Here is a 22,932-nt window from a genome sequence, read left to right as displayed (position 1 = left end):
TTTTTCTTCGATAACACCAAATTATTTGGGCTTTATTTCGCATGTTACATTTTTTTGTGTGACATGTGAATCCTCTGCCTATTCCTGCGAAGCCTTGGAGTTTGAAAGGAATATCCGTGAAAAGTTGATGGTGATTATTTTCCCTTAAGGCTAAATATTTTTAGGCTTAAGAACGTTTGTGATCCTTTCTGTAGAATTGCTGAAATTGTCGGAGCAGATATTGAACGATGCTGTCTTGTCTTTCTTTTTCCACTCTTCTTTGATTAATTCTGCCAAATATCCATCGCTTCTGCAATGCATGTCTGCAATGCCTTCATTCATCATCTGATAAATAGAAGAAGTATAAAAGAAATCTAGGGCATCTTCCAATGTAATGCCTATTTGCTCTGCAAAGATAGATACTATGCGAGCATATTTCATTTGAAGTATAGTCTTGTTTGCTTCCATAAAGAGTCCTCCTTATATTATTTCATCTGACCGAAGAAAGTGCAGATGCTTGTTTAGAATATCTTGATTTAAAATACATATCTGGTGATTGGGATGGATAAACTTTAAGCGTTTAAGTGCTTCTTCTTTGCTGATGTTACCGGAGAAGTAAAGATCTATGGTATTGAATACCTTATCATCTGCTATACCACCTGTAACCATATCAAACTTATTTGTTTGTTTCCCAATTCGGCATAAAGCAACGAAATCTAACCACTCTTCGTTGTAGCCAATAAACTCTTTTATCTTATATTCTCTGTCTAAGTTTTCATCTAAGATGTATTGGTTAAGATATGCTTTGTCGCCTTGGAAGATGAATCGCTGGGCATATTTCTTCGCCTGTTCGACGAGTGATGTCAGATAGAATCCTTTGCCGAAATCCAATAAATCACGAGAATGATAAATGTCTGGTGATTCTATGATGAATTTTGATGCGTGATAAACTTTCATTTCAATGCTCCTCGTTTCTTTAACAAGCTAATCAAATCGTCCATGATGTATTCCTTGCCGAAAGTATGGAGCACATCATAGCAGGGTATCATATAGCCATTTAAGATATCTGTTGACCGTAACATCTTATATACCTTACTGGCACTCATGTTCAATCGGTCGGCTAAGTTGCCAACGCAATAGGTTACGAAATCCAATTGATATTCTTGCATAATCTTACTTTTTTAATATGTATGGGGCAAAGTTAAGACTTTTCTTCGATAACACCAAATTATTTGGGCTTTATTTCGCATTTCCCTGCAAATTGTTTCAATACATCTTGCATCTCATCCGGCAGATATTCCATAGCTCTGTTCTTAATCTCTTGCGGAATACCGAATCGTGCTTCGGCGATGGAGCCAACGATGGCTCCGATGGTATCGCTATCGCCGCCATGAGATATGGCTAGGCGGATAGCATCTTCGAAGGATGAGGCTTGCGAGAGGAGATAGAAGGATAATGGCACGGCATCCATGCAGGTTTCGTCGAACTTGCCTTTCGGATAATCTCGTGTTTCGAAATCCTCATAATAGCTGCGGGCGATATTCTTGAAGGCTTTCATTGCTTCATCATCAGATTCTTTAGAATTCTTATCTTTACACTCCTTAGATTCTTCTGAGAATCTGCTCTTGCGGAAATGCCAGATGGCATGAGCCACGGCTTTGGCTCCCTTGATTCCTTCGGGATGGTTATGAGTAGGAAGAGCCGTTTTCTCTGCCTCTTCCAAAACCTGCGACAGGTCATCGAATAGCCAAGCTACCGGTGATACTAGCATTGCCGAACCATTGCCAAAACTATTATATGGCTGCGGATCAAGAGAATGAATCCACCCCGCAAATCTTCCGCCATACGCTCCTTTTGGAGAAGGATAGCGGCGGCACCAATCCAGCAGGCTTTCCTGATAGCTTCGTCCGTTCAATATCGCATCAGCTATCGCCACTGTGCAAATAGTATCATCGGTGAAGTCGCATCCTTCGCCGAACATCTCGAAATCATAATCAAACGTATTGTTGAACTCATATTTTGAGCCAGCAATATCTCCTATTATTGCTCCTAACATAAACTGCTAATTATATCTATAACTTTACTCTATCACCTCCCAGAAACTTTCCGGAAGGCTGATGTTCTTCATCTCCTTTGCCTTCTCGAACAATGGGGCGATGTCTTCGGCTTCGAAACCGGCGATGCCGCAACCTATTGGAGTTACTAGGAAATGCTTCTCGGGATGTCGCTTGGCATAGGCGATGAATCTGTACACGTATGGACGAATGGTTTCTACGCCGCCCTGCATCGTAGGGATGGCATAACTCTGGCCTTGCAAGCCTACACCCTTGCCCATGACGGCACCGAAATGCAGGCGGGCAATGCGGGCAGCTCCACCACCATGCATGCCAGCCAGATTGCTGCCAAACACAAAAATCTCGTTCTCCTTCAATGAATCAATCCAGCTAGGAGTGATTCTTCCCTTCTTCATATCTTCCATATTATTCTTATTATTAAATATGTTATTGCTATTATCAGTCGCTTCCTCGCAGCACTTGCATTCGGACATCATTCTCGGCATCGACATCTTAGGAGCACTGGAAACTGATGCGTCTTCATCGCCGAACGACAGATAGCTTCCGTATTCCGATGCATCGAAGTATCTCTTGAAATAAGGAATCACCACATCGTGCATCATCTTCTGACAACGCTGGGTAACGGCAGAATGGGAAATGCCCAACTGTGCGGCTACGTCCTTGCCCCGGAATCCCTCTATATAGAGCATCTTCAGAATGATGCTGTTCTTGCTGTCTCTGCCATAATAGAAATTGCCGATGTCCTCTATCGTCTGATAAAGATCGTGCTCAAACTGGTTGTCGGTCACGTCAAACTGCATCTTGCGGCTTTCCTGCCTTGCTTCGAAACTCTCGAAGCGATGCTCCTTTACCACTTCCTTCAGTTTATCCAGCAGCAGGAAGCGGAAACCATTCACCATCCAGGTTTTGAGCGACATGCTCGGCTTCCGGTCTTCCAGAGGCTTGAAGTCGTGTTCGCAAAGATAGAGATAATATTCGTGGGCCAGCGAGAAGAAGTCCATGCCCGGCTTGTGCTGCAGGTCATATCGCTTATCGTAGATACAATAAGCCACCCGGCAGTATCCGTAGTAATACTCCCTTACGATTCTCGCATCGGCATCCTTGAAGCCCTGCAGAATCTCATCATCCGATAAGCTTTCCAATGTCTTCTTCTGAAAATCAGTTTCTGAAAAATTCTTTTCTTTCTTCATATCGATATATCTTTTTGATATCCGCAATCCGTTTGCAAATATATACTTTTTCTTTGAGAAACAGGAAGAATAGCTCCCTTTTTTCTCTTCTCTATGATATTAAAAGAGAAAAGAGGAGGAAAAATTAAGCTGGTATCGAAAAAATGCATCCCGCTTTTTACTTTTCCCTTTTCTGCAGGTCATATAATCGTAACGTTCATGAAAATAAACGAATATGAGTATTAATGACAAAGGCATAGTGGATACGCTGAAGAAATGCCCGGAGAACGGATTCAGAATGCTGATGATGAAGTATCAGGAACCGGTTTACTGGCACATACGCCGATTGGTGGTTTCGCATGATGATGCACAGGATGCTTCGCAGGAAACTTTTGTGAGAATCTATCGCTCGTTCAATCAATATCGGGGCGACTGCTCACTGAGAAGTTGGATTTACCGCATCGCTACCAACGAGGCTTTGCGGCTCATCAGCAAACGGAAACAGAAAGAAGTTTCTCTGGAATCAGATTCAACGGGCGTCAGTCTCATCCCAGCCGATAATTATATCGACTTCGATGATAAGGTGGCAGTAAAACTGCAGAAAGCGATTCTCTCGCTTCCGCCTAAGCAGCAGCTGGCATTCAATATGAGATATTACGATGAACTCGGGTTCGACGAAATAGCGAAGGTTGCGGATTCCACGCCAACCAGTATCAAGGCAAGCTATCATGTTGCCAAGGAGAAAATTATCAAGTACATGAATTCGAACGATTAAGTGAGAGTTCTGTGAGTTTTTAAATGGTTATTCAAAATGGAAAAGAATATGGATACAAATTTTGATTTCAACAAAACCGGGAAGTTTGACTTCGACCAGGTGGGTAAGCGGATGCCTTACTCAACGCCAGAAGGATTCTTCAAGGAGATGGAAGCCAATATCCTGGAACAGGTGAAGGATGACAAACAAGTACCTGTCAGGAGACAGCTGAAGAAGCGCCCTCTGATGAAGGTGATATGGACGGCTGCAATGGCTGTGGCAGCATCGGTGGCAGTACTCCAGGTACTCAACATCGATTTCATGGCGCCTCATTCTTCTCTGCCATCTCAGGCAGATAATGAGATGCAGGCGGTAGATCAGGCTTTCGCTCAGTTATCTTCTGCTGATCAGGCTTATTTGCTCAATGTTTATCAGGAGGATGTCTTTCTTGATGAATAAACGGACTCGGTAATATATAATAAATAGATTCTATAATATATAAAAAGGTGAATTATGAAAAAGATTTTAGGTATTTTGATGATGGTCATCGCTATGATGACTGTTACAACAAATGTATGTGCACAGGCGCCTAATCAGAAGCAGCGCCTTTCTCGTGAACAGTTGGCTGAAAAGCAGGCACGATATATTGCTCACGATTTGGGGCTTGATGACAAGACCAGCTCTAAGTTTATTGACACCTATGCCGAGTGTCAGAAAGAAGTTTGGGCTTTAGGACCTCGCCTTCATCATAAGAAAGGCGAAGTAAAGACTGATGCTCAGACAGAACAGGAGATCAAGCAGCGCTTCGAGATGAGCGAGAAGATTCTCAACATCCGTCAGAAGTATTACAAGAAGTATTCCCAGTTCCTGACCCAGCAGCAGATTCAGCGGGTTTATGAGATAGAGCGCCAGATGATGAAACGCTTTGCTCAGAAAGGTCTTCGCAAAGGAATGGGAAAGGACGGCAAGCCAAGACCTAGAAGAAATTTTTAAAAGAAATTACTTTCTATTCAGGTATATGCGAATGGCGGTTGGTGCAGGAATATGCATCAACCGTCTTTTTCCTATTTTTTATCTTGTTGATAATTCAGAATTGCTTTCTTTTCTTCCCAGGCAAGAATCAATCCGATGACCCCCGAATAGCTCTTTCTGCCTTCTGTCACATGATTGCCCTTGAGGTAGAGGTCGAAGATGAAATCCTGAGCGGCATCCAAAGCCTTGCATCGCTTGCTGATCCAATACTGGCGGTCGCTTCTTGCCAATTGGATAATCTCCGGTCGGATATGTTTCAGATATTTCTCGCCCTCCTTTTCACCAAGAATATTGAATACATTATTTAATACATGGAAGAAAATGTGGTAGTATCCGCTGAATCTCACTGCTTTATCTTCTGATGCGGTGCATACGATATAACTGTAGAAATTCGCCTCTCCTTCGTTTGCCACTCCCAGGAAATGGGCAAATTCGTGAGCGTATGTGGCTGGATAGTCATGAGAGCGAATATCTCCGTTCAGCGTAAATTCGCAGAAGAAAGGACCCATGCTTCCGGTGACGCCTGCCATAGAACTGAGTGGGGTGAATACCATCGTCTTCACATGCGGGTTCTGGTTAAAAGGTGGGTTGATACCTTCCTGATATCCTATTTTATTATATTCTGTCAGTATCGCATCTTTCACCCGATTCTTCAAATCATTATCCACAATACTATTGATTTTTTCACTCTTCACTCTTCGTTCTTCACTTAACCGGTTGAGCGTATCAGCATATTGGTAGGCAAATGCCTTGAATTTGGCTTCGCTTACTTCTACGGGCTTCATACCTATTCTATTATAGATGTTCGGCTGAGAATAGTTCAATCCCCAAGCCAGATAAAACCATACGTATACCCAAAGCAGATACTCTATCACTTTTCCGAAAACACCCTTTTTCTTTCTCCATCCTATCTCGTATATCGGATAGAGAATAACCCATGCGATACTGAGAGCGATGAAAATATCGCCTACAGCAAAAGGAATGATTCCGGAAACGGGAGAGAGCAGTTTTCCGATAACCGGATAGATGCGAGTGGTATAGAGGAATCCCCAAAGAGGAATCATCTTGGTAAGGGTGACGAGGAGGAACAATGCTAAAAGTAACCAATGTCGCCACTTGATTTTATGAATCCGTAAGACATGCAATATCTTCATGACGCTTCTTTTTAAAGATGTAAATATGGTATGATGGAGCGAGAGTTTTGCACTTTTTGCTCCCACTGTGCAAAATTACAAAAGTTTTCTGAAATATTGACATGACCTATTTGTTTTTTTACTATTTTTGCTAATGAAAACTATAATGAGTTTATAAACAAGAAGATAGGAGGTATTATTATGAAACAAACACGTGAAGCCTTTGAGGCAAAAAACCTTGAGTACGAAAACCTCTATAATGAGGAAGATGAACGTAGAGATTATAATTCAATTTGGTATAACTAAATAATTCTCTATATTAGGTTAGAAAAGATTGAATTGTATTTCATTATAAAAATAAAAAAGATAATGAAGGATAATTAAAGGCTATGCCAATAGTTGTTATTTAGGGGATACAACGTGGGCATAGCCTTTTTTATGTCTTCTTTTTAGTATCTTCTTTAATGTCTTTTCTCAAAATCTTATCGGGAATTCTTATTTCTCGAAGTGCTGGTAATCCTTGCTGTGTTTCCAATCACCTCCCCATCGGAATCCTTTCGCCTTGAAGAGGCGGTAGCAGAGGTCGCCTTTCTTGATCATATAAACATGATGCTTGCTGCGGTCCAGATAGGGACGGCCAGTGGCTGGCTCCACCACATCCTTGCCGTTTTTCAGTCGTTTGTGGTAGGGGTTATAGAGAGTGTTGATGTCGATGGCAAGTCCTTTGCCATGCTTCGATACGGTATGGGTATGCGAGATGAAGCGGAAGTTGAAACTGGAGGAGTTGTTGGCTCTCATCGCCCTTTCGTCGTCTGCATCCCAATAGTCGATGAGTCTCATCCGCTCTATCGGATATTTCGCCTCGTAGAGCTTTTTGAGAATAGCGAGCACATCTGCCGCTATCGCCTTGTTCACCACCATTTCGCCCACTATCTTCCTGCCGTCCTTATCCACATGCAGGCATCGCAGGTATCTCAGTTCGCTTCTTTTTACGGCGCAGTTCTTCTTGTATGTCTTCCCTTGCATCAGGTAGAAAATTTCATCAGGGATGGGGGAGATGGAGAAGAAATGCTTCTCTCCCAGTTTTCTGATGGTTTGTTCGCTGACGATATCTCCTGGTTTCTGTGCCTTGGCTGGAAGGCAGAAAAGCATGGAAATAAACAGGCATATTATTAAAATCCTTTTTGCAGTCATAACGTTTCTCCTTATTTTGCTACGGGAATATAATGCGAATCCTTGATTTCGCCAATTACGATGATGCTATGGAGACTTCCGATGCAGTCGATATTTCCCAGGGTGTTGAGCATGAAGTCCTGATAGGCTTTCATGTCGCGGGCATACACCTTGATCTGGAAATCGTAATCACCGGTGGTGTTGTAGCATTCCGTAATCTGGTCGATGGTTTGCACGGTATCCATGAATTGCTGAATCAAATCATGGGTGTGTTGTTTCAATCGGATATTACAGAGCACAATCACGTTGTGTCCCATCTTGTGATGATCTACTATCGCTCCATATCGCTGGATGTATCCCTCACGCTCCAATCGCTTCTGCCGCTCAAAGGTGGGAGAAGGGGAGAGGTGTACTCTTGCGGCAAGTTCCTTGACGGTGAGTCGGGAGTTCTGCTGCAATAACTTCAGTATTTTAATGTCGATTTCGTCGAGATTTTCTTCTGTAGCCATTGTTTCTTTATTACTGATTTTATTCATTTTTGCAGAATAATATTCTGCTGATTTACTTAATACGCTGCAAAGATAGTATATTTTTCTGAATTACGGAGAATATTTGGCAGATAAAATTCTTTCTCTTACCTTTGCACTCGCAATTCCGGAAGCAAAGAGCCGTTCATCATCCGATAATGACTAATTAAGAATCGTTCATAATGGCAAATTAAGAGTCATTCATCATTAAAAATATATAGGAGATAAAATAATGAGCAACGCAAGAAATATACATTTTGAGGCAGTGGGCAGCTATTTGCGCCCTGCAGAGTTGAAGGAAGCAAGAGCCAAGTTTGCTGATGGCAAGATTTCTGCCACCGACCTTCGCAGCATCGAAGACCGTCTGATAACAGAGGTCGTCAAGCAGCAGAAGGCGCATCATCTGCCTTATATCACCGATGGCGAGTTCCGCCGCAGCTATTGGCATCTCGACTTTATGTGGGGATTCAATGGTGTGGAACATATCGAACTGGAGCATGGCTATCAGTTTCATGGCGAGGAGACAACCAAGGGTTCTATCCAACTGACCGGCAAGATTACCGGTGAGAATCATCCTTTTATCAAGGATTTCCTGTTTGTGAAGCAGTTTGAGGAGTTGGATGCCGAGGGTGAGTTTATCTTCGAGGCAAAGCAGACGGTTCCGGCTCCGGCTCAGTTTCTTGCGGAACTGTTTCGTGGCAAGAATGCCGAGAACACCCGCAAGTTCTATCCTAATACCACCCAGCTGATTGAAGACATAGCCCAGGCTTATCGCACCTTCTTCCAAGAGATTTATGCAGCCGGTTGCCGCACCATCCAGCTGGATGATTGCACCTGGGGAATGATTGTGGATAGTGATTACTGGAAAGCAAAGGTGGGCTACGGCTTCACCCTTGAACAGGAAGCCCTGCAATATCTGAAGGTGGACAACCTTGCCATCGAAGGCAAGCCGGAGGGGTTGACTATCAATACCCACGTATGCCGAGGCAATTACCATTCCTGCTATGCCACCAAAGGTGCCTATGATGCCGTGGCTCCTTATCTTTTCGCTCATGAGGATGTGGATACCTTCTATCTGGAGTATGATGACGAGCGTTCGGGCGGTTTCGAGCCTTTGAAGTATGTGGCAGATGGCAAGAAGGTGGTTCTGGGTTTGGTAACCTCCAAATCTCCGGTGTTGGAGGATAAGGCTACGGTTATCGCCAGAATCCACGAAGCTGCCAAGTATATCCCTCTCAATCGCTTAAGCCTCAGTCCTCAATGCGGCTTTGCCTCTTGTGAAATCGGCAATAAACTGACCGATGCTGAGCAATGGGCAAAGATAGATCTGGTTAGAGAGATTTCCGAGGAAGTTTGGGGAGAATAAAAGGTATTATTAAAACTCTACACACCCTGAGCTTTTGTAAGTTAGCCCTACACGCCCTGAACCAACGGTCACCGGCCGAAGGGAAAGGTAAAGGGCAGAAGCTCCTAGCCCAGGGCAGCGCCCTGGGTTACGCATAAGCAAGAATGTCGCCTTGTAAGGGCAAAAGCTTTATATATCAAAGATTTATAAATGCTTTTGCCCTTTCTTCTTCCTCCTTTTTAATAAGATATAGCCGGAAAGCAAAACCAGCGTAATCAGCAAGCCGGAGATGAAGACGAAAAGGTCGGAAAGAGGTCCTAAGAATGGAGAATAGCATCTACCCACATGGAGTTCTAATGCCACATTCCAAAGCGACATGGGGGTGGCAGAAAGCAACTCGGGGGTAGATGTTGTTTCACCTAAGCTCGCCCCTTTGCTATAATCGAAAATCACTTCTTTTCCTCCAAAGAAGTCCTTGGAATAACCGCTGACCAAAGAACTGGAAATCGGAATCATCGATTTTCCTTGGTTGGCTTTCCCCGTAAAATAATCTACTATCAGATTCTTTTCCGGATTCCAACGGAACATGCCGCTGAATGATCCTATCAGCCAGTCACCCTTGCCGTCACTCTCGAAAACATTCACTCCCATCGGACTTACCTTTGGTGCCTTCTCCTTATTTAATAAGATAGGTTTATGCTGGAAATACTCATCCACTCTCAGGAATCCTTCTGAGGTAGAAACAAGCCAGTTGCCCTCTGCTGCATCCCATCGGATAGCACGAAGTTTATCGTGCCAGACATTTCCATCCTTCACCTTTTCTGTGGTTTTGTTCATCGCCAGAGGTATCATCAATGGTGGACGGAGACACATACCTGTTATTGACAGCCAAAGCGTAAGGATGATAGTCGTGTATCCTAATTTATTATGCCATTTGGCATGGAAAACCATCTGTTTGCCAAGCTTCTGCATCTTTTCTCTTGCCTGTAATCTCTTCTGTCGGCGGATACGATAAGGAAGAATGAAAAGGATGATGCCCGTTATCGAAAGGATGATAAGTACGATGGCGATGGCATCCACCACCAATCTTCCGGCTAATCCGAAGAAAGCACCGCTATGCAGGTTCCAAACGGTCTTGAAAAGGGTAACTTCCGGAACAAAACCTTCTGGTTGACCGATGATTTTGCGGGTAATATTCGTCTTTTTGCTGATTGCATCCCTCTTTTCGTTGGTTGCATCCGTCTTCTTACCAGATATTTCATAAACGGCAGAACGGGTTATGGCGATGATGCTTGTGCTGTCTTTGGTCAATGTAATGTCAGCGATACGCTCTTCATTGTCTGCGAGCGGAAATATCTTCCATTCCTTTCCATCAAAGCGATATACATCCATCATGGCTGCACACCAGATTTCTCCGTTTTTCGTCTGTACCATGTTGCGGATATTCCTGCCATCCACGTTCTTGGGTAATCCCTTATTAAAGTCTTTCCAGGTTTTCATCTCTGCATCGGTAAGCCATACGCCGCCATATCCATACGCCAGGATGGAATCACTTGGAGTTTTGCTGATGCGGTGATTGATCTTGATAGAACCCTTGATGATGCCGTTGTTGAAATTCTTGATATGATAAGCCGATGGCATTAGACTTCTGCTTACCTCACAACCGGCGAAAAGCTGGCGATGATTCAGAATAATGCCTGATACGCAGAATACCAACATGAATACTGACAGTACAAGTCCGAACCAACGATGGTATTTCTTCCAAGTAAAATGTTTCTTCTTTTTATCTCTCATTTTTGTAATTCTATAATTGGAGTGCAAAGGTAAGAAGATTTATGGAATTCTGCAATACTCAAAAATAATGATTTAGGATGCCTCTGTTTTTTTCTAATCTTTAGTTTCTTCACTTTTTCACTAAAAAAGTTTGGTGTTTTCATGAATTACAAGTAACTTTGCACCCCGAAATTAAAAATCATCATTCATTAAGAACAATAAGAAACTAGAAAATAAGGAAAAATGGAATATATGTCTCAAGAAGGCTACGATGAGCTCGTGGCCGAACTTCAACACATGGTAAACGTAGAGTTGCCAGCCGTTCGCGATGCAATTGCTGAGGCTCGCGACAAGGGTGACCTCAGCGAGAATTTCGAGTATCATGCTGCCAAGCGTGAGCAGGGCAAACTGTTGAGCCGCATCAGCTTCAAGCAGAAGGTCTTGGAGAATGCCCGTGTCATCGACAAGTCTCGATTGAAGAGTGATACCGTTGGCTTGCTGAGCAAGATTAAGATTACCAATCTCGCCAACAAGTGCAGCATGAGTTATGTTATCGTGAATCCTCACGAGGCAGATTTGCATAGTGGAAAAATCTCTATCAAGTCGCCTATCGCCAAGGCCCTTCTGGGTAAGAAGGCAGGTGATGAGGTAATGGTAAAGGTGCCAGCCGGCTTGCTGAAATTCCGCCTGGATAGCGTTGAGTTATAACTGGATAGTGTAGAGCTATCATGTATTATTTAAAAGGAAAGAGGGGGTGTCATAAGTATCTTGCCTAGGGTATAGATAAGGCACGGATTACACGGATTACACGGATTTATGCCGCTAATGTAAATAATACGATTATAGCCTCATGAAAAATCCGTGTAATCCGTGCCTAAAAACAGCAGAGGGCAGGCTTTATGACACACCCTCTTCTCTTTTTATTCTAATATTTCTCCAGAATCTTATTCAGTAAGAAGGTGGCATTCTGGTTTCTTGCTACGCCCTTCTGTATCTTATAAGTATAGGTAACATCCGTGCCCAAATCTATCTCGAAACAATAGTTGTGGAATTTCCCTGATGCATCATTCTCCATCTTGGAGAGTTCCAAATCGTGGGTAGCGATGATACCGCTCACCGGCTGCTTGGCGATGGCTTCTAGGAATTTTCTCGAACCATTCAGCTTATCCAACGAATTCGTTCCCTTCAGAATCTCATCCAGAATAATCAGCGTTCGGAGTGGCTCCTTATTGCCCTCTGCACTTTCCTTACAGAACATTCCCTCTGCACTTTCCTTGCAGAACTTCAGCAGCTCCTCCAGTCTTATCAGCTCAGCATTAAAGTAAGAGATGCCATGCGTCAAATCATCGGTGGTTCTCATACTCGAGAACAATCTGAAACGGGAAATCTTCAGCTGATCCGCAAATACCGGCATACCCGCCATCGCCAGGATATAGTTCACGCCCAGCGAACGCAGGAAGGTACTCTTTCCCGCCATGTTGGCTCCGGTGATGATATAATAGTTGTCATCCTTGATGGTGAGATCATTCTTCACCGCTTTGGCCCCCAGGAAAGGATGATAGAGATTTTTACCCTCGAACACGATTTCCGGACTTCCGATTCCTGCATTTTCTGAAACATCGCTTTCGGTATCTGCTTCCGGACTTCCCGAAACAAATTCCGCCTCTTCAGCCTCCGGATGATTATATCTGAAATCCGCCATCGAAACCATTGCATCCATCTCGCTGATGATATGCATCCATTCCTCCATCTTCACCATATAGGTATTCTTCCATTTCAGGAAACTGCGAACCAGGAAGAAATCGCTCAGCATGAAGGCATCGGTGAAGAAAAGACCCAGGAAGTTGCCTCTTCTGTCATACCCCTTCAATATCTTTTCCAGTTGGGCAAAGGAAGGCAGGGCATCTGCCAGAGAATCCTGCACCTCCTTGCCTAATTCGCTATGGAAATTGCGCCTGTTGATAAGCTGGAGTATCTGGGCATAGGCGATGAGCTGATGTCGAAGCTTGCCGCCATTGCTGTCTATCTTATCAAGTGTCTGCTTGCAGACGAAGAATACCACCATGTATTGTGCCAATACCCACCACAAAGCGAAATCCACCGAAACCATATCGCATATCGATAAAATCACGGAACTGATGACTCCGATAATCATCAGCCATCCGATAACGAGCGAAATCGGAGATCCAAACCATGCCGGCACCTCCATCTTCGAAACCTTCTGCATCGCATCCACCACCGCAGCAGAATCAATCTTCTTCATCTTGCCATTCACCATTTTGCCATCTGCAGTTTGGCTTCTGTTCTTTTCGCCAAGTGCCAGGAATTCCATTCGCCAGTTTTCGCCTTCTCCAGCCAATTCCTTCTGCAAATCTCTTCTTCTTTTGATATCTTCCAGGCTCAGAGGCGTTTCCCGGGTAAGATTCCTGGCGAGTGCCTCCGAACCGCCCGATGTGATGGTTCGGCAGATGCGGTTGAACAGCGAACTCTTGCCGAAGACATCGAGGTCGAAGGAATAAGGATGCTGCGGATTCTGATAGGAATCGCCCGTTTCGAAAGGCGAGAATTCGCCCTCCCAAGCCTTGATTTCGTCCTGATAAACCTTGAGCAATGCCGAAAGATGCTCTATCTTTTCCTTGTTCTTATCGTCAAGTCGTCTGATACCCAGATAGGCAATCAGGCACAATGTCGCCCCCATCAGATAGTTCTGCGTATCTCCATCCAATGCGAAATAGCAGATCAGGAAGGCGAGGATGCCACCGAAAGCCAGCAACTCTCCCGTTATAAATCCCGTATTCTTACGCTTCAAGGCTGCCACCTCAGAAGCATATCGGCTTACATATTGTTGATAATTCTCCTTGATACTCATACTTTTTCTTTATTATGAATTTTTCTCCATCCATTTATTATAGGATACATTCTCCTCTTTCCACTTATCCTTTGCTTCCGCCAGATTCTTCGGATATCCGATGATGAGGGTGTTGAGCGGAATCATCGTCTTGGGCAGATGCAGTAGTTGCTGCATTCCCTCGTATCGTTCTTTCAGGGGATAGAGGGCTGTCCATACTCCGCCAAGTCCCAGGCCGTGAGCCATCAGCAGGATGTTCTCCGTGGCTGCCGAACAGTCTTGAATCCAGAACTCCTGCTCTGTGCCTTCCAGCGTCTTGTCAAGGCATCCGCAAACCACGATGGCGAGTGGTGGCATGTCTGTATAACTTCTCACCGATGTACGGCTCATAATATTTTCAAAAATCTGATTCTTTTCCATCATTGCTTTTCTATGTGAGTCTTATTTTTTAGGCGAATCATAGCATTCCATAAGCCAGTCGAGCACATATTCTTGCTTGATTCCATCATGAAACTGGACGGGGTCGTTGTCCAGGGTGAGCAGATGTTTTGGAAAATTGTCGGAGATGGACTTTAGGGGTGCCAATTCTCTCTGCATCGTGGTCTCATCCCTTACGCTGAGCGATACCTGATAGTATTCCTTGTGCTCACCAATGATTACCACGAAGTCTATCTCTGCATCACCGGCTTTGCCTACATAGATTTCTCCGCCTCGTCGTGCTAGTTCCAGATACACGATGTTCTCCAGTACGTGCCCCAAGTCGCCACCTTTGGTGCCATTGATGACTTGGCGCAGACCTACGTCGGCAAGATAAAGTTTCTGTCCAGTCTTCAATAGCTGCTTACCCTTGGCATCATATCTCTGCACTGGGTAGAAGATATAGCTGTCGGTGAGGGCAGAGACGTAGTTTTCTATCGTATGAGATGTAGTCTTTCTGCCCAGCGAGGTCATGGTATCGCTGATGCGCTTGATTACGGATATGTTGCCTATATTGTCAGCAAGGAATCTTACCACACTTTGCAACATCATCACATCGGTTATCTTTTTGCGGCTCACCACATCTTTCAGTACGATGGTGTTGTAGAGACCTGACAGGTATTCACGCACCATCTCTCGGTCTTGGCTGATTTGGGGAATGTATGGGAAGGAACCCAGTTCGATGTATTGGCGATAGGCAAGCTCTCGGGAAGTATGGGCAGGCTGCGTCTGCATGAATTCTCGGAAGGAGAAAGGGAAGAGTTTGATTTCGATGTATCTTCCGGTGAGCAGGGTGGCTATTTCGCCAGAGAGCAGGTAGGCATTGCTGCCAGTAACGTAAATGTCTACGTTATCTAGCAGGAACAGGCTGTCTATCACTTTCTGGAAATTTTCCACCATCTGTATCTCGTCAAAGAAGAGATAGTTCATCTTGTCTGGGCACAGGTTCTGCTTTACGTGCGCGTACAAAAATTTATAGTCGAGGAACGGTTCGTTGTCGAGATCCTCGAAGTTGAGGTTCTGTACTTGTTCTTCGGATACTCCGTCCGAGAGAAGTTTCTCCCTAAACATCCTCAGCAGCGATGACTTGCCACAGCGTCGTATGCCTGTTACTACCTTAATGGCCTTCTTGTCTCTCCATTTCTCCAGGAGATTCATGTATTCTTTACGCTCTATCATATTCTCTTTATGTTCTATTTATTCACTTTGCTATTCCTTTTGCATTCTATCTTGATTGCTAAAAATGAAATGCGCTGCAAATATACGAAACTTTTTCGGGAAATTTGCAGTGTATTGCAAATTTCTTGTGTTTCTTGGTGAAATTTGCAGTGCATTGCAAATTTCTTTCTGTAGAACTGATAACACTTTCTGTAGAACTGATAACCTTTCTATAATCTGTATATCCGAGAATTTGTATTTATTTAGTTTTATTGCCCGAAACATCCTATCGTTTTTATCGCCCGAAACATCCTATAGTATGCGTATATATAAGCCGATGTCGTTGTTATCATACTGATGATGTTCACGCTGATGAAAGCAGTCTGCCGGGTGTTGCCTGCCAGATAAAACACTGCCGCAGGGAGGAGATTCGAGCATAGCAGCCATGCGATGAAAACCAGGACAAGGGCTATGCCCAGTTTGTGCATGTGGCCCCTGTGCTTGTTGCACAGATGACAGCCGGCTACCAGGGAGGCGATGAAGGAAATCAGGCCCATCGTGCTTTCTGTCCAGATGAGTATGGAAGCCATTTGGGTAATTTGTCCGTTGTTCTGAAGGATAAGCCCGCTTGTCTGCAAACAGAAAATGCCAGCGAAAACAATGCGAAAATGCAATATGCATACATGGCATATTGTGCAATGCGATTTATATCCTGTTTCAGGACATCAGCGTCTGAAGATAGATATGCATCTTCTTGAAACATGTAGGCAAAATATGAAATATCTTCTTCAAGTCTTTTTTATACAACTTTAAGTTAAAAAAGTTGCTCGTTTGGGAAACTTTGGCTATTTTTGCTCCAAAAAGAACAGATATGAAAAAGAAATTCGATAATACGGATAATATCCTGGGGGGCATAGTGAAAAAAGTTCGTCTGGAAAAAGGGCTATCGCAAGAGGCTCTTGGAAAATATGTGGGATTGGGCAAAAGCAGCATCAGTAAAATTGAGAGTGGCAAGACCAATATCTCTATAGATGATGCTTCTGTCCTCCTGGAAGCTATGGGCGAGAAACTGAGTGTGTATATAGACAGTCAGTATCCGTCAGCAGAGACCATGATGAAGGCCACAATCTTTGTCACAGTTGCAGCTTGCTGGTTTGCAGAAGACAAGAAAATTACCAAGCAGAAAGCTTTCAACTTCCTCCAAAAAAATCAAGGCATCAGATTTTTGGAGGAGAATTGGGAAATAGAGCAGACTCAGCCAAGGGAACAGATCATTGAGGATTTGACTCGTATCTGCAATAACCATATTGCAAAAGCTAAGGAAAAGGAAAGGAGGGTAATGGCGTCATGAGATTGCTGCATGGAAGTTATACAGAGATTCTTACTCCTAATCTCACCAAATGCAAAGGGAAAAACGATTTTGGCAAAGGATTCTATCTCACTCCAAATTGGAAAAGAGCTTGGCAAATGGGCAAACGCAGCACTTTTCTTCATGGAGGAAAAATTACAGTCAATGCGTTTCTGTTTTATCCTAATATAGGTGAGAAAAAAGGACTTCAAATTAAAATCTTTGAAGGATTTACAACAGAATGGCCAAAGTTCATTCTCCAGAATAGGGAAGAAAGCGGATTCAAGCATGACTACGATATTGTTATTGGACCCGTAGCAGATGCCTTCATTGATCAAGAAAGAAAAAACTATATACGCCAATGTGGGGAAGCTTATCTTGATGAAAGTAACTTGAGTATTCTGGTTTCCAGAATATCCCAATTTGGACTTAGCTATATACAATATTGCTTTTGTACACAAAAGGCTATTAATGAACTCATTAAAGATTGAGAATATGGGAAATAAGTATAATTATGAAAATGTATTAGGTGAAATTGCTTGTTATATAGCAAAAGAATGTAACCTTACTCCAAGCGAAGCTGTAGGTGTGGTAATGAATGATGATTGCACAGACGCTGTCATTGAAGAAATTCAAAAATCAGACAAGATAGACATAGAAGCTTTGGCCTCTCGTTATTTGACAGAGGAACTTTGTTAGCAGACTGCCGTTTGTACATTTTAGGTATGTTGAACCCTATTGAATGGGGTATACCGCATTCTCTTCCATAACCCAACAAAAAAGCATGGCGCAAATCACTGCGCCATGTCCCAATAAAAGAAAACCTTATAGTCAAAATATGAAAAATCTTCTTCAATTTCTTTTTTGTTTTGGAAAAAATGAGATAAATATCTTCCCGAGAGTTATTATTGAAAATGATAACCCAATATTTCTTCTTTTTTAATAGAGTTTCCAAAAAAACTTCGTATCTTTGCAGTGGCTTTATGCAAGATAAGCAGTTGTAATATCATCAAGCGTAGAATTATGGCAAGAAAAAGATATCCTATAGGAATACAAACCTTCGATAAGATTCGCACGGAAGACCGGCTCTATATCGACAAGACAGAATATGTTTACCGCATGACACATTCTGACAGCAACTATATATTTCTGGGACGCCCACGCCGTTTCGGAAAGTCTTTGCTTGTATCTACGTTACAGAGTTATTTCGAAGGAAAGAAAGAACTCTTTAAGGGACTAGCCATTGAAAAGCTGGAGCAGGAATGGACAGAATATCCTGTGCTCCATTTCTGTATGGCTATGGGCAAACACATGGAGAAGGAGCAACTGGAAAGATACCTGCTCTATATCATCGGCTTGAATGAAAAGAAGTTTGGTATAGAAAATGATGCTGTTGATCCGAATGTGAGATTGACAAACCTGATTATGAATGTGTACAGACGGACGGGAAAGAAGGTGGTCGTGCTCATCGATGAATACGATGCTCCTCTTCTTGATGTAGCACAAGAGGATGACAATCTCAAGAATCTTCGCAATATCATGCATAATTTCTATAGTCCATTGAAGGATTGCGACCCATATCTCCGCTTTGTCTTCCTCACCGGTATCACCAGGTTTTCGCAAGTCAGCATCTTCAGCGAACTGAATAATATCACCAATATTTCGATGAACAGGGAATATTCGGGAATATGTGGAATCACCAAGGAGGAGCTGCTCACCCAGATGTCGGACGACATTGATGAATTGGCAAAATCGCTAGGCTCCACAAGAGAAACTGCCATCGAAGAACTGAAAATGAACTACGATGGTTATCATTTCTCTGCTCAATCGTCAGATATATTCAATCCGTTCAGTCTGCTCAACTGCTTTGCCAATCAGGATTTTGGTTCATACGGGTTCGCTTCCGGCACTCCAACCGACTTGATTAACATGATGCGGAAGTTTCATGTCTTGCCGGCAACTCTTGGAAAAATGTATGCCAAATCATCAGCCTTTGATGCCCCGACAGAGAACATGACGGCCATAACCCCTTTGCTATACCAAAGTGGCTATCTTACCATCAAAGATTATGACAAGACCAGCAAGCTCTATACTCTTGATTTGCCGAACAAGGAAATCAAAGTTGGATTGTTCGAGAGTCTTCTTCCTAACTATCTGGAAGGAATGTTTGCCCAGAATGGAGATGTCACCATCGCTCAGATGTCTGTGCTTATCCGTCAGAATGATATGGACGGAGCATTACAGCTGCTCCAGACCTTCCTGGGAACTGTGCCATATTGCAATGTCACCAACCATGAAGGTCATTACCAGCAGATGCTGTTTATCATCTTCTCGCTTTTGACTGGCTATGTGGTAGATGTAGAAGTGCACACTCCCAATGGAAGGGTAGATATCGTGCTGTTGACCGACATCCGTCTCTATGTCATAGAGCTGAAGCTGAACAGGGATGCCCAGACGGCTTTGCAGCAAATCAACCTCAAGAACTATGCCCAGCGCTTTGCGCTTTGCGGGAAACCTATAGTAAAAGTAGGTATCAACTTTGATTCTACCCAGGGAAACATAGAGGATTGGATAATTGAAGAGGAATGATATGGTTAGTTAGCCTCTTGTAAAAAGAGAATGCACATCAGCTGAAACACGCATGCATAACAGCTGGGCGACATGTGCACAACAGTTGATGTGCAACCGCACAACAGCTGATGTGCGGTCTTAGGAGCTATATCTTCTAAAAACAGATTGTAACTCTTCTGACAACTTCAATTAGCTCTTTTGAAGACTATACTAAGATGTTTCGAACTGTGCCCTTCTACATCTACCACATAAGTTGTCAAGAGCGAGAAGAGGATAAACAGCATTTGTTGGAAACGTTATGCTGCAGTTCCATCCTTATTCTTGCCTGTTACTACCCTTGTGTCGTGAAACACGACGTATGGGTAGTGACTGGTATAAGGAAGGATGGAATAGCAGCAAAGCACTGGTATAAGTTGATCTTTGTCAACGAGAGCGGATTATGTGCTTTTTGAACCGTTGCAAAATATGCAACGGTTACGTTTCGTGGTTGTTGCCAGAAAAAGTGCGATAACAAGATTACCTCTTGTCCAGAACCAATAATCTCCGGCTGAAGGAAAAGGTAAAGTCTGTTTTTTATACATGTGATGAATTGTTTTGTTATGTATTATTATTTTGTTCCAATAAAATCACTTAGTGGTCTTATCTTAGAACGATATGTGTTGATTCCTTGTCTAAGCTTGGGTAAAGTAGAAAAAGGAATTTCTTTATGGTTGTCAAAATGAAGAACCATATAATAAGAAGCATGTTCGGGATGAAATCCTTGTGCCTCCAAAGTTTCTTTTGTCCAAATTTGAAAACAGCCTTGCTGCCTTAGTTTGAATAAATGACAATTTTCTCCACCTGTATGTAACAATATATACCCCATCCGCTCAAATCCTGGGGTAACCAATATTGAGCCTTTGGAGTCTCCTGCTCGCATATAGGTAATTCCTTTTTCTATCATTGTTGGTAAGATGCTGGCTCTGACATGATTTACAAGAACTTGTACTTCATTTGGATTCTCAGACATATGCTTGAAGATTTGCTCGGCTTTTGCTTTCTCCTCGATTTCTGCTTTTCGCTTTAGTCCTAATCTTATGTATTTCTCTTCTTGTTCAATGCCAATAAAGTTTCTGCCCAGTAAGTTTGCAGCTATGCCTGTCGTACAGCTCCCGGCGAATGGGTCTAAGATGGTTTCTCCAGTTCGTGTTGAAGCCAAAATGATACGGTACAGGAGTCGTAAAGGCTTTTGGGTTGGATGTTTGCCACAAACCTTTTCCCATGTTCCTGGTGCGGGCAGTTTCCACACATCTGGCATATGGACACCATTATTCATGGCTTCCATCAGTTGGTAATTGAAATAGTGAGGAACTTTCTCGCATTTTCTTGCCCAAATAATGTATTCGGCTGAGAAATTAAAGCGCTGTTCTGTGAGCGTTTTGGGAGGGTCAGCCTTTTGCCATACTATCATATTTAGAATCTTGAATCCTAAGTCTTTCATGCAGTTTGCTACTTCGTAAATATTGTGGTAAGTACCACAAACCCAGATTGTTCCAGAATCTTTCAGTACTTTTCTGCAAAGTGAAAGCCATTTGTAATTGAATTGATATATCTCTTCCTTGGAGCGAATGTGGTCCCACTCTCCCTTGTCGAAGCTGACATATCTATTGCCAATTTTTACAGTCCCATTTCCTGTAGATAAAAAATAGGGAGGGTCAGCGAATACCATGTCTATTGTTTGGTCTATAAGAGATAGCTCTTGCATACAATCTCCTTTTCTTAATATAAATTCTTCCATTTTCTTTTTTTTAATTGTATGGATATACCAGTTCGTCATTCTTTCCAAACAAGTTTATGAAGTCCGTTCGTTTTACGGTACCACCTTTGATGGCATCGGCAAAATACAATAAGTTTTCTGCTGTAAGTACGCAACCGTCAACTCCTGTACTCTGTTTGATGTTGTTGAGCATGTGTCTTACCTCGCCTTTGAACATTGAAGAGATGAAGACGAAATTAAAGTGATTGACATTGTCGCCAAAGTTTAACCACCATTGGGTTTTGTTTCGTTCTGGGTTTCTGTCGTTGTTCTCTTGTACGTATCTTACCATTTCGTCAGCCATACTTCTGGTTATGGTAAATCCTTTAGAGTATGCTTTATTGTCAATGATAATGCCTTGTTGATTATAATCGAAAATACCATCAGGTTTTCTTGTACCCCCAAGATGAATTCCATTGAATGCAAGTTCGTTGACAAGCAAGTCTATGGTGTAAATTTCAAATTCAGTGCAATTGTTCTTGCCCGAAAATGCGTAATCAATGAGCGTGAGATATTTGTGATTGATATTATGCAATCTAACTCTTGCTCTGTCTTTTACGACAACGGCATCTGTTGTTTCTTTCGTTATATTTTCCTCGTAGAACCTTAGTTTCGTAATGATGTCTCTGAGTTTGAAGGTATCGCCTTCGTTCTCAATGTCCAAGCCGATATTAATGAGCCCCGTCATATCGTCTCTGATGGTCGTGGCTTTTTCTTGAATGCCCTTGGTGGCAAGGAAGGATACAATCTCTTCTATAGTTTTGGCTTTGTGCTTACTTAGAAATTCTATGATTAAAGTTCTGCGCATTCGCAGATAATTGGCATCAGATGCTCTGCTTGCCAACATCTCTCTATACACAATTTTCGGGATTCTTGGACTTTTCGACATACCTATGGCTTTCCTGTAATTGATGATGCCCATTGCGGTTATTTCAAATGCAGATGTAATCTCGCATTCGTATGTTTTCGAGCCAAAAGTTTCCTTTACGGTTTTCGGTTTCTTGCTTACCCAACCGATGGATTCAAGCCAGTTGCAAATCATGCGGGCATACTTATCTGAAGAGCCTTCGGTGTCAGAGCGTAGTTTCTTCTTTTCGTTAGCATCTGTAGCTTCCTCGTAGGCCTGAACCCAAATGTTCTGTGGAAAAGAGGTGAAACCAGCTTCGTCGGTGAATCCAAGTTTCGCTCCAATTTCAAACTTGGTCATGTGTTGGTATTTGCATAATAATCCCATGACTCTGCATACAGGTGGATACGACAAAAAAGCTCGGCCTAATATGGCGTTCTTCTCTTTTGTGTTTTCTGCATTGACAAAGTCTATGCCTAATGGTGTTATACTGCAAGTATCATCTGAATAGTTGTAGTTGAGAAAGCCGAGAGATACTGCCCATCTTATAAAACCATCTGCTGTCCAGTCGTCAGTATATGGTTTCTTTATTTTTACAATTTTGTTGTCAATGGTATATGTTTGGCATTGTTGTCCTGTTACCGCAGCTTGGGCAAGTCCAGAGCATTTGGCGTTTTTTCTGCTTCCACCTCCAGCTCCTTTTCCTTTAAGGACATTATATGCAATAGGTTTGTTCGCTCTGAGAATTTTTTGAAACTCCAAGTAAAGATTGGGTGTTTGGAATAGTCCTGCGCTAGCCAACAGAGGCAATCTTTCTTCTGTCATATAGGTATGGAATTTCGAGCCTTGGACAAAAAGCCCGAGAATGTCTTTTAGAGTGTCCGTGGATGAAGGATTTTGAATCCAACCGAAAGTTCTTGTTGCCATA

24 protein-coding genes are annotated in these 22,932 nt (G+C 42.9%); 9 read left to right on the top strand and 15 right to left on the bottom strand.

Annotation, left to right across the window (positions count from 1 at the left end):
- Positions 1-150 precede the first annotated feature (150 nt).
- Genes ACTQ53_RS09605 through ACTQ53_RS09585 form a run of 5 tightly spaced genes read right to left on the bottom strand, consistent with a single transcriptional unit; the run spans position 151 to position 2,449 of the window.
- Positions 151-447: a DUF3791 domain-containing protein gene (locus ACTQ53_RS09605; protein WP_441932849.1), complete on the bottom strand. Its 297-nt coding sequence runs from the start codon at positions 445-447 to the stop codon at positions 151-153.
- Between the two features lie 12 nt (positions 448-459).
- Positions 460-936, bottom strand: a complete 477-nt coding sequence (locus ACTQ53_RS09600) for a DUF3990 domain-containing protein (RefSeq protein WP_441932848.1) — start codon at positions 934-936, stop codon at positions 460-462.
- The gene (locus ACTQ53_RS09595; protein WP_022120288.1) at positions 933-1,148 is read right to left on the bottom strand and encodes a DUF3791 domain-containing protein; all 216 of its coding nucleotides are present in this window, start codon (positions 1,146-1,148) and stop codon (positions 933-935) included. The genes ACTQ53_RS09600 and ACTQ53_RS09595 overlap by 4 nt, the downstream gene beginning before the upstream one ends.
- A 59-nt stretch (positions 1,149-1,207) precedes the next feature.
- Positions 1,208-2,035, bottom strand: coding sequence for an ADP-ribosylglycohydrolase family protein (locus tag ACTQ53_RS09590; protein ID WP_441932847.1), 828 nt, complete (start codon positions 2,033-2,035; stop codon positions 1,208-1,210).
- A 24-nt stretch (positions 2,036-2,059) separates the two neighbouring features.
- Entirely contained in the window at positions 2,060-2,449 is a 390-nt protein-coding gene (locus ACTQ53_RS09585) for an A1S_2505 family phage non-structural protein (protein ID WP_153094400.1), read from the bottom strand.
- Positions 2,450-3,458: 1,009 nt separating this feature from the next.
- Here ACTQ53_RS09585 and ACTQ53_RS09580 point away from each other — a divergent pair.
- The 3 genes from ACTQ53_RS09580 to ACTQ53_RS09570 are packed head-to-tail and all read left to right on the top strand — an operon-like array spanning position 3,459 to position 4,970.
- Positions 3,459-3,998: an RNA polymerase sigma factor gene (locus ACTQ53_RS09580; RefSeq protein WP_441932846.1), complete on the top strand. Its 540-nt coding sequence runs from the start codon at positions 3,459-3,461 to the stop codon at positions 3,996-3,998.
- A gap of 48 nt (positions 3,999-4,046) precedes the next feature.
- Positions 4,047-4,436: a hypothetical protein gene (locus ACTQ53_RS09575; RefSeq protein ID WP_441932845.1), complete on the top strand. Its 390-nt coding sequence runs from the start codon at positions 4,047-4,049 to the stop codon at positions 4,434-4,436.
- Between the two features lie 54 nt (positions 4,437-4,490).
- On the top strand, positions 4,491-4,970 hold the full coding sequence (locus ACTQ53_RS09570; protein WP_441932844.1) for a hypothetical protein: 480 nt from the start codon (positions 4,491-4,493) through the stop codon (positions 4,968-4,970).
- A 71-nt stretch (positions 4,971-5,041) separates the two neighbouring features.
- Here the strand turns inward: ACTQ53_RS09570 and ACTQ53_RS09565 are convergent, their stop codons facing one another.
- The 3 genes from ACTQ53_RS09565 to ACTQ53_RS09555 all read right to left on the bottom strand — a co-directional run bounded on the left by ACTQ53_RS09565 (position 5,042) and on the right by ACTQ53_RS09555 (position 7,824).
- Positions 5,042-6,163 carry a DUF3810 domain-containing protein gene (locus ACTQ53_RS09565; protein WP_441932843.1) on the bottom strand — a complete coding sequence of 374 codons (1,122 nt, stop codon included), beginning with the start codon at positions 6,161-6,163 and terminating at the stop codon, positions 5,042-5,044.
- A 474-nt stretch (positions 6,164-6,637) separates the two neighbouring features.
- Positions 6,638-7,336 carry a M15 family metallopeptidase gene (locus ACTQ53_RS09560; protein WP_441932842.1) on the bottom strand — a complete coding sequence of 233 codons (699 nt, stop codon included), beginning with the start codon at positions 7,334-7,336 and terminating at the stop codon, positions 6,638-6,640.
- 11 nt (positions 7,337-7,347) lie between these two features.
- Positions 7,348-7,824, bottom strand: a complete 477-nt coding sequence (locus ACTQ53_RS09555; RefSeq protein ID WP_118141730.1) for an Lrp/AsnC family transcriptional regulator — start codon at positions 7,822-7,824, stop codon at positions 7,348-7,350.
- A gap of 250 nt (positions 7,825-8,074) precedes the next feature.
- Between ACTQ53_RS09555 and ACTQ53_RS09550 the strand changes: the two genes are divergently transcribed.
- Positions 8,075-9,208 (top strand): 5-methyltetrahydropteroyltriglutamate--homocysteine S-methyltransferase, encoded by a 1,134-nt coding sequence (locus ACTQ53_RS09550; protein WP_441932841.1) that lies wholly within the window; start codon positions 8,075-8,077, stop codon positions 9,206-9,208.
- Between the two features lie 183 nt (positions 9,209-9,391).
- Here the strand turns inward: ACTQ53_RS09550 and ACTQ53_RS09545 are convergent, their stop codons facing one another.
- Positions 9,392-10,981, bottom strand: a complete 1,590-nt coding sequence (locus ACTQ53_RS09545; protein WP_441932840.1) for a PepSY domain-containing protein — start codon at positions 10,979-10,981, stop codon at positions 9,392-9,394.
- A gap of 222 nt (positions 10,982-11,203) precedes the next feature.
- On the opposite strand from ACTQ53_RS09545, the gene greA reads away from it, so the two are divergent.
- On the top strand, positions 11,204-11,668 hold the full coding sequence (gene greA, locus ACTQ53_RS09540) for a transcription elongation factor GreA (RefSeq protein ID WP_089544955.1): 465 nt from the start codon (positions 11,204-11,206) through the stop codon (positions 11,666-11,668).
- A 217-nt stretch (positions 11,669-11,885) separates the two neighbouring features.
- Here the strand turns inward: greA and ACTQ53_RS09535 are convergent, their stop codons facing one another.
- From ACTQ53_RS09535 to ACTQ53_RS09520, 4 genes are all read right to left on the bottom strand, one after another.
- The gene (locus ACTQ53_RS09535; protein ID WP_441932839.1) at positions 11,886-13,829 is read right to left on the bottom strand and encodes a MutS-related protein; all 1,944 of its coding nucleotides are present in this window, start codon (positions 13,827-13,829) and stop codon (positions 11,886-11,888) included.
- A gap of 12 nt (positions 13,830-13,841) precedes the next feature.
- Positions 13,842-14,231, bottom strand: a complete 390-nt coding sequence (locus tag ACTQ53_RS09530; protein WP_153119074.1) for a nitroreductase family protein — start codon at positions 14,229-14,231, stop codon at positions 13,842-13,844.
- Between the two features lie 18 nt (positions 14,232-14,249).
- Entirely contained in the window at positions 14,250-15,464 is a 1,215-nt protein-coding gene (locus ACTQ53_RS09525) for an ATP-binding protein (protein ID WP_295347634.1), read from the bottom strand.
- A gap of 248 nt (positions 15,465-15,712) precedes the next feature.
- On the bottom strand, positions 15,713-16,033 hold the full coding sequence (locus ACTQ53_RS09520) for a hypothetical protein (protein ID WP_441932838.1): 321 nt from the start codon (positions 16,031-16,033) through the stop codon (positions 15,713-15,715).
- 281 nt (positions 16,034-16,314) lie between these two features.
- On the opposite strand from ACTQ53_RS09520, the gene ACTQ53_RS09515 reads away from it, so the two are divergent.
- The 4 genes from ACTQ53_RS09515 (at position 16,315) to ACTQ53_RS09500 (ending at position 19,380) form a co-directional block, all read left to right on the top strand.
- A complete protein-coding gene (locus ACTQ53_RS09515) occupies positions 16,315-16,794 on the top strand; it encodes a helix-turn-helix domain-containing protein (RefSeq protein ID WP_441932837.1) in 480 nt (159 codons plus the stop codon).
- Entirely contained in the window at positions 16,791-17,282 is a 492-nt protein-coding gene (locus ACTQ53_RS09510; protein ID WP_441932836.1) for a DUF3990 domain-containing protein, read from the top strand. The genes ACTQ53_RS09515 and ACTQ53_RS09510 overlap by 4 nt, the downstream gene beginning before the upstream one ends.
- Before the next feature lie 4 nt (positions 17,283-17,286).
- The gene (locus ACTQ53_RS09505; protein WP_118117227.1) at positions 17,287-17,490 is read left to right on the top strand and encodes a hypothetical protein; all 204 of its coding nucleotides are present in this window, start codon (positions 17,287-17,289) and stop codon (positions 17,488-17,490) included.
- Between the two features lie 324 nt (positions 17,491-17,814).
- A complete protein-coding gene (locus ACTQ53_RS09500; RefSeq protein ID WP_441932835.1) occupies positions 17,815-19,380 on the top strand; it encodes an ATP-binding protein in 1,566 nt (521 codons plus the stop codon).
- 589 nt (positions 19,381-19,969) lie between these two features.
- Here the strand turns inward: ACTQ53_RS09500 and ACTQ53_RS09495 are convergent.
- Together ACTQ53_RS09495 and ACTQ53_RS09490 are read right to left on the bottom strand one after the other, a co-directional pair.
- Positions 19,970-21,139: a DNA-methyltransferase gene (locus ACTQ53_RS09495; protein ID WP_288232177.1), complete on the bottom strand. Its 1,170-nt coding sequence runs from the start codon at positions 21,137-21,139 to the stop codon at positions 19,970-19,972.
- Positions 21,140-21,149: 10 nt separating this feature from the next.
- On the bottom strand, positions 21,150-22,931 hold the full coding sequence (locus ACTQ53_RS09490) for a restriction endonuclease FokI C-terminal domain-containing protein (RefSeq protein ID WP_441932834.1): 1,782 nt from the start codon (positions 22,929-22,931) through the stop codon (positions 21,150-21,152).
- Between the last annotated feature and the right edge of the window lies 1 nt (position 22,932).

It is taken from the genome of Prevotella sp. Sow4_E9_plate (genome assembly GCF_052116205.1).
Lineage (GTDB): Bacteria > Bacteroidota > Bacteroidia > Bacteroidales > Bacteroidaceae > Prevotella.
Note: the sequence above shows the minus strand (reverse complement) of the source record. Positions and strands in the feature narration are given on the sequence as shown.